8 protein-coding genes are annotated in these 6,714 nt (G+C 71.0%); 6 read left to right on the top strand and 2 right to left on the bottom strand.

The window, feature by feature from the left end:
- The first annotated feature begins 12 nt into the window (after positions 1–12).
- From E6J59_09260 to E6J59_09250, 3 genes are all read left to right on the top strand, one after another.
- Complete coding sequence (locus tag E6J59_09260; GenBank protein ID TMB20303.1) at positions 13–945, top strand: hypothetical protein; 933 nt, start codon at positions 13–15, stop codon at positions 943–945.
- Between the two features lie 188 nt (positions 946–1,133).
- The gene (locus E6J59_09255; GenBank protein TMB20302.1) at positions 1,134–2,129 is read left to right on the top strand and encodes a hypothetical protein; all 996 of its coding nucleotides are present in this window, start codon (positions 1,134–1,136) and stop codon (positions 2,127–2,129) included.
- Positions 2,126–2,926: a sterol desaturase family protein gene (locus tag E6J59_09250; GenBank protein TMB20301.1), complete on the top strand. Its 801-nt coding sequence runs from the start codon at positions 2,126–2,128 to the stop codon at positions 2,924–2,926. The genes E6J59_09255 and E6J59_09250 overlap by 4 nt, the downstream gene beginning before the upstream one ends.
- Positions 2,927–2,978: 52 nt before the next feature.
- Here the strand turns inward: E6J59_09250 and E6J59_09245 are convergent, their stop codons facing one another.
- Positions 2,979–3,449 (bottom strand): hypothetical protein, encoded by a 471-nt coding sequence (locus tag E6J59_09245; protein TMB20300.1) that lies wholly within the window; start codon positions 3,447–3,449, stop codon positions 2,979–2,981.
- 171 nt (positions 3,450–3,620) lie between these two features.
- Positions 3,621–4,721, bottom strand: coding sequence for a J domain-containing protein (locus E6J59_09240; GenBank protein TMB20299.1), 1,101 nt, complete (start codon positions 4,719–4,721; stop codon positions 3,621–3,623).
- Here E6J59_09240 and ribA point away from each other — a divergent pair.
- Genes ribA through nusB form a run of 3 tightly spaced genes read left to right on the top strand, consistent with a single transcriptional unit; the run spans position 4,588 to position 6,713 of the window.
- Positions 4,588–5,799 (top strand): GTP cyclohydrolase II, encoded by a 1,212-nt coding sequence (ribA, locus tag E6J59_09235; protein TMB20298.1) that lies wholly within the window; start codon positions 4,588–4,590, stop codon positions 5,797–5,799. The two genes, E6J59_09240 and ribA, sit on opposite strands and share 134 nt — an antisense overlap.
- A gap of 12 nt (positions 5,800–5,811) precedes the next feature.
- Positions 5,812–6,285 carry a 6,7-dimethyl-8-ribityllumazine synthase gene (locus E6J59_09230; protein TMB20297.1) on the top strand — a complete coding sequence of 158 codons (474 nt, stop codon included), beginning with the start codon at positions 5,812–5,814 and terminating at the stop codon, positions 6,283–6,285.
- A complete protein-coding gene (gene nusB / locus E6J59_09225; GenBank protein TMB20296.1) occupies positions 6,285–6,713 on the top strand; it encodes a transcription antitermination factor NusB in 429 nt (142 codons plus the stop codon). Before E6J59_09230 ends, nusB begins: the two co-directional genes overlap by 1 nt.
- The last annotated feature ends 1 nt before the right edge of the window (position 6,714 follow it).

Genomic DNA, 6,714 nt, shown 5'->3' with positions numbered 1-6,714 from the left:
GAGAACGTCACCATGGGCGGGGAGCTGGTGCGCGGGCTCGCCCAGACGACGCCGATGCGCCTGGCCCGGACCCTCGCACCGCGCACTCTGCCCTCCGATCGCGCCAACACGGTCCGCGTGCACGCCGAGCGCTGGCTCGCCACCGCCGGTGACCGCCCGTTCTTCCTGTGGCTGCACTTCCTCGACCCGCACGCACCATACGGGGACCGCGACGGCGACTCGACCAGCCTGACGCTCGATCTGATGGCCTTCCAGCGCGAGCCCGGGCTCGTGGTCCCATTCCACGGGGTCGGCCTGCTGCGCGCGGGCGAGTATCGGCCCGGCCCCGACGAGCGTCGCCGGATCGCCGAGCTCTACCAGCAGGACGTCGACTTCGCCGATCAGCAGATCGGGCGCCTCCTCGACTTCCTCGCCGAGCGCGACCTCGCCCGCCGGACGGCCGTCGTTTTCACAGCCGATCACGGCGAGGAGTTCTGGGAGCACGGCGGCGTCGAGCACGGGAGGACGCTCTACGACGAGGTGCTGCACATCCCGTTGCTGGTCGTGCCGGCCGCGGAGCCGCGGGGCCCGATGAGCCGCGGAGAGCTGAGCAACGTGATCGACGTCGCGCCGACGATCCTCGCGCTGGCGGGCATCGAGGAGCAAGGGAGGGGGGGCGTCGATCTGCTCACCGGGCGCGCAGGCTCCGAGCGTTCCTTCAACCTCGGCAACCTGCTGTTTGGCGAGGAGTGGACGGGCGTTCGCACCGCGCACCTGAAGTACATGCGCAGTGAGTACGGCGAGGAGCGCCTGTTCGACCTCATCGTCGACCCCGGCGAGCAGGTGAACCAGGTGGGGAGCATGCACGAGGCCCTTGCCACCGTCCGCGCGCTGCTGCGCCCGATGCCGGCCGTACGGGCCGCCCTGGCGCTCGCGCCGCCCGACGCGACCGCAGCGAGGCAGTAGCGAGGCTGGGTCGCGGAGCCGCTGGCGCACCGGGTTTCCGGCTGAGGGGCGCCGTCACCCGTACTTGACCCGGTCCGTTCACCGGGCTTACACGTGACGCGTGTTGGTGCACATCCTCTCCCTCGGCTCTTCGACAAGCCCGGGTGGCTTCCTGACGATCCGCTGCCCGCCGCGCCGCCGCGTCGCGGATGCGAGGATGTACGGTGCCTAGCTCATACGTGGCCGCGTGGGCGGCAGGCTACTTCGCCGGCTTCCTCGCCGGCCTCCTCATGCTGCGCGCGCGCCGCGCGCTCACTCCGGCGACGGTCGGCGCGCTCGTGGTTGCCATAGTGGGGTGCGCCGTCGGCGCCAAGTGGCAGTACCGTTTCGAGCAAGCTCCGCTCGAGCTCCACGCGCTCGTGGGTGCCCTGTTGGTCTCGCCCCGCGAGCTGTTCGCGCCCGGGAACCACCTGCCGCTCGGTCTGCTGACCGGCGTCGTGGCCGCGGGGCTGTGGTGCGCGTTCCTCCGCGCGCCCTGGCGTGCGACGGGGGATGCGCTCGCCGTCTGGGCATCGGTGTTGATTCCGATAGGACGGCTCGGGTGCCTCGCCAACGGGTGCTGCATGGGCAGGGCGTGCGGCCGCTTCGCGCTCTTCTGCTGGCGCCATGCCCCGGACACCCAGGCCTACAACGCACAGGTGGCGGCCCATTTGATCCCCGCCGACGCTCCGCTTTCGCTGCCGGCTCACCCCCTGCCGCTCTACTTCGCGATGGCCTCGCTCCTCACCCTGGGGGTGCTCCTCTGGCTCTTCCGCCGCGGCGCACCTGCGGGATCGCTGCTGGCTGCGTTCTGCATCCTCCGTCCGGCTGCGAAGCTTGCGCTCGAGCCGCTGCGCGCAGTGCCCGAGCCTTCGGCGCTGCTGGTCGGCATTCCAGCGACCGTCCTAGTCGTCACCACGATCGCCTTGGTCGTGACCTTCGCCCGCTGGGCCGCCCGCAGGCGCGAGGGGGGCGACTTCGCTCGTCGCAAGCAGGCCACGGTCGCGCTGCTCGCCTTGGCGAGCGGACTCGGCGCCAGTCCGGGTGCGGCCGGGGGGAACCTCTTGAGCCTGGTACGGCATCCCGGCGAGCGGGTGAATCAGAGAGAGGTGCACCACCGAGGCCTCCCAGGTCTTCAGTGGCCCGTCAGGGCCTGCAGCCGGTGAACCCGCTCGTCGACACGATCCTCGCGCTCTTCGTCGTGCAGCGGGTGGGGTTCACGGAGGTCTTCCGCCTGCCGCTCGCCAACGGCATGGTCATCGCGTTGGCCTTCCTGCTAATCCACGTCGTCTTCCGGGGCTTCTTCAGGAAGCGGAAGATTCAGCAGGGCGGCTTCAACGGGCGCGTCCTGCTCCACGAGCTGCTGTTCACGTCGACGACGCTCATGCTGGGCGGGGTCGTCGGGATGTTCACCATCTACCTCCTTCAACGAGGGATCGCGGTCATAGACTTCGGCAACACGACCCGCCTCGCCGTTCTCGGTCAGACCGTCCTCTACTTCCTGCTCTTCGACCTCTACTTCTATACCGTGCACCGGGTGTTGCACGTGGGCATCGTCTATGACTGGGTTCACAAGGTGCACCACCGATCCATCATGCCGAACCCGCTGACGGCGTTCTCTGTGCATCCGATCGAGGCGTTGCTGACCGGCGGCTTCCTTCCGCTGGCCCTGACGCTGTTCCCCTTCCATATGTACGCCGTCACGCTCGTCAGCCTTCACGGGACGGTGAACAGCATCCTCCTGCACACCGGGCACGAGGTGTTCCCACGCTGGTGGTACACGAATCGCCTGTCCCGCTGGTTCGTGACGCCATCCTTCCACGACGCGCATCACTCCGAGATCGCCGGGAACTACGGGATCATCACCACCATCTGGGACCGTGTGTTCGGGACGATCCAGCCCCACTTCGAGCGCGAGTTCGCGATGGTGAGGCCGCAGGCGCTGGGGGCGACGGCGGGGTGAAGCGGCCCGGACGCGCTCACCTCCCACGGCGCGGTCTCGTTGAGGCGCCGGCTCAGCGTGCGGCGGCCAGCGTTCCGGCCCCACGGCCACAGCGGTCCGTGCTGCCCCGCCCGGGGACGCGAGCGAACGCCGGCACGATCGGCTCGACGCCGAGACGCGTCGCCTCCTCCGGCGCCACCTCGAAGTAGCCGCCGGTGACCGTGTCGGCGAGCCCGGTGCCGAGCCAGACGGCGGCGTCGACCAGGCCCATGGCGCCTCCGCCGAGCGTCAACAGCGGAGGCAACAGGATCTTCGACTTCAGGTCCGGGCTCCGGTCGTCGTGCGCGACCCGGAACCCGCCGACCGCAGACCGGACGGGCGCGAGCGGCGCGTTCAGCATTGCCGAGGGTCCGCGCCCGAGCGAGGCGGTCGTCCACGCCCGCACGCACTCGCCGCGCTCGTTCACCATCCACGCGCCGAGCGCGCCGCTCGCCCGCAGCGCAGCCACGAGCGCGAGAACGCCGGCGCCGCTCCCCTTCGTCATGGCTCGACCCTCCACGGCCGAATCGGTCGCCCTGCCATACACCGCCCGCGTGCCCGCGGTCCACCGCAGGCGGGCTCGAGCACTTCAGCAGGCGAGCGACCTCGGAAACGGCGGCGAGGCGCTGCTCGAAGTCGCGGAGAGTCAGTGGCCGGTGTGGCGGAGCACGGTTCGTCAGTCGGGTGCGTCATTCGCGCCACGTCCAACTCGCGTGTCTATCATGCGGGTGGGGCCGACGCGCGCGCGATACGCTTCCACCTGATCCACGCCCTCTGCGGTGATGGCCAACAGGCCGGTGTCGAGCCGTTGGATCCAGCCCTTCTCCCTCAGATACCAGAGGTGAAAATCCAAGTGCTCGGGGGGACAGCCGACGACACGCGCGAGTTCCATGTCGCCCATGCCCGGCTGACGTGCGCTCTGCCTGCGCTGAACGTACAACAGCGCGAGCAGCCGTTCTCGGATGTCTGCGTCGTCGACGATCGTCTGGCCGTCGGCGGCCTCGGCGGCGACCTTCCAGGTGCGGTTCCAGTACTGCTGGTACTTCGCGTCGTAGGCCGCCCGCGCCCCGGGGTCGGTCAACGTGCGTTGCGCTTCAACAAGGAGATTGAAGAGTTTTGCATCGCCGTGGCCGGGGCCGTCGGGATGATACTTCTTGGCCAGGTGGCGAAATACACGGCGAACCGTGTCTTCGTCCGCGTTCGAACTGAGCTGAAGGAGTTCGTAGTAGTCGATGAACGCCTCTCCACTCACGTACCCACCCCCTCTGGATCGTTGTCGGCGGGATCGGACCCGGACTTGAACCAGGCGCCAGCGCCCCTTTACCATGCGACGTGGGGCATAGTCACGGCCGGGGTCGTCCCCACAAGCGGGAAGTTGCATCGATGAAGACGGGCGGCGCTCCGCCGCGATAGCGCACCCTTTGCCCGCCCCATCGTACGCCAGGGCCGGCTGCGCATCATCGACACGCAAGCCCCAACTGCCCGCAGGTCGGCTGCTCTCGGCGCGCCCTTCGAGCGCGACGAGCGCGGCGATGGTTCCGTCAAACCCGCCGCCACCGGCGCGCGGGGGCGCCGCCGCCGCCCCGCGCCGTCCCCGCCGCCCGCCTTTGCCTCGGCGTCGGCGGCGGGGTAGGGTTGCGCCGATGGCGCCGGAGAGCATCGCCGGGTGCGTCGAGCAGATCCGGGGCGGCGGCGTCGTGCTGATCGTCGATGCTGCGGCCGAGCCGCCGGAGGCGGTGCTCGGCTGCGCGGCGGCGCGCGTCGCGCCGGCCACCATCAACTTCCTGGTGAAGCACGCGCGCGGGCTCGTCTGCCTGGTGCTGCCGCCGGCGCGCATGCGGCAGCTCGGCATCCCGCTCATGGGGCCGCGCGCGGGTGCCACACCCGCCTACGGCGCCTCGATCGAGGCACGCCAGGGGGTCTCGACCGGGATCAGCGCTTCGGACCGCGCCACCACGATCCTGGCGGCGGTTGCCGCCGACGCGACGCCGGGCGATCTGGTGATGCCAGGGCACGTGACGCCCATCCAGGCGGCGCAGGGCGGGACCCTCGTGTACGCCGCGCTCCCCGAAGCGGCGAGCGACCTCGTGCGCCTGGCGGGGATGGGCCCCGAGGCGGTCGTCTGCAGCGTGCTCGGGCCGTCGGGCAACCTCGCGACGGCGGCCGAGCTGGACGCGCTCGCCACGCACCACGGCCTCCCGCGCATCAGCATCACCGAGGTGATCCAGATGCGGCTCCGCTCGGACACGCTCGTGCGCCGCGTGGCCGAGGCGATGCTCCCGCTGCGTGACGGCCCGACCTTCCGCGCCATCGTGTACGACAACTCGGTCGACCAGCATCAGCACATGGCGCTCGTGCTGGGCGACGTGCAGGGCGACGCCGAGGTGCTCGTGCGCCTGCACTCGGAGTGCCTGACCGGCGACGTCTTCGGCTCCGAGCGCTGCGACTGCGGCGACCAGCTCCGCCAGGCGCTCGAGGCAATCACGGTGGCGGGTCGCGGCGTGCTCGTCTATCTCCACCAGGAAGGCCGCGGCATCGGGCTCGCCAACAAGATCCGCGCCTACGCGCTTCAGGATCGGGGCCGCGACACGGTGGAGGCGAACCTCGAGCTCGGCTTCCGGGAGGACCTTCGGGACTACGGCATCGGGGCGCAGATCCTGCGCGACCTGGGCGTTCGGCACGTGCGGCTGCTCACCAACAACCCGCAGAAGATCGGCGGGCTCGAGAGCTACGGCGTGCACGTGGTGGCGCGCGCCCCGCTCGAGGTGGCGCCGCACGCGGGCAACATCGAGTACCTGCGCACCAAGCAGGCCAAGCTCGGACACCTCCTCTCCGGGCTCCAGCGCACCAGCTGAGCGTCCCGACCCGTGCCGCGCCACCTGCAGGCCACCCCGAGCGGCGAGGGGCTGCGCATCGGCGTCGCGCTCGCGCGCTTCAACCAGAGCGTGACCGACCTCCTCCTGGCCGGTGCGCTCGACGCGCTGGCGCGCCACGGGGTGGCGGACGACGCGATCGACGTGGCGACGGTGCCCGGCGCCTTCGAGCTGCCGCTCTGCGCGCAGCGCATGGCCTCGACCGGCCGCTACGACGCGCTCGTCTGCCTGGGTGCGGTGGTGCGCGGCGAGACGCCGCACTTCGACTACGTGGCGGCCGCGGCGGCGCGCGGCATCGCGGACGTGGCCCTCCGGCAGGACCTGCCCGTCGCCTTCGGGGTGCTCACCACCGACACCCTCGAGCAGGCGCTCGCGCGCGCGGGCGGCACGCGGGGCAACAAGGGCTACGAGGCGGCGCTCACCGCGCTCGAGATGGTGTACCTCCTGCGCGCGGTGCAGAGGGCTTGATGGGCTCGCGGCGCGAGGCGCGAGAGCTGGCCCTCCAGGCGCTCTACCAGCTCGACGTGGCGGGGGAGGGCGACCCGGGCATGGCGCTCTTCTGGTCGTACTTCGACGCCGAGCGCGAGGTGCAGGCCTTCGCCCGCGAGCTGGTCGAGGGCGTGGCCGCGCACCGCGAGCGCATCGATGCGCTGATCGCGGCGAGCGCCGAGCACTGGCGGCTGCCGCGCCTCTCGCGCGTCGATCTGAGCCTGCTCCGCCTCGCCACCTTCGAGCTCCTCGCGCGGCCGGACATTCCCCCTTCGGTCGCGATCGACGAGGCGATCGAGATCGCGCGCCGCTTCGGGAGCGAGGACTCGCCTGCCTTCGTGAACGGCGTGCTCGACCACATCGCCCAGGTGCTCGGCGTCAAGGCGAAGCCGGAGCGTCCGGAGTGAG

It is taken from the genome of Deltaproteobacteria bacterium, assembly GCA_005879795.1.
In the GTDB taxonomy this organism is placed as follows: domain Bacteria; phylum Desulfobacterota; class Binatia; order DP-6; family DP-6; genus DP-6.
Note: the sequence above shows the minus strand (reverse complement) of the source record. Positions and strands in the feature narration are given on the sequence as shown.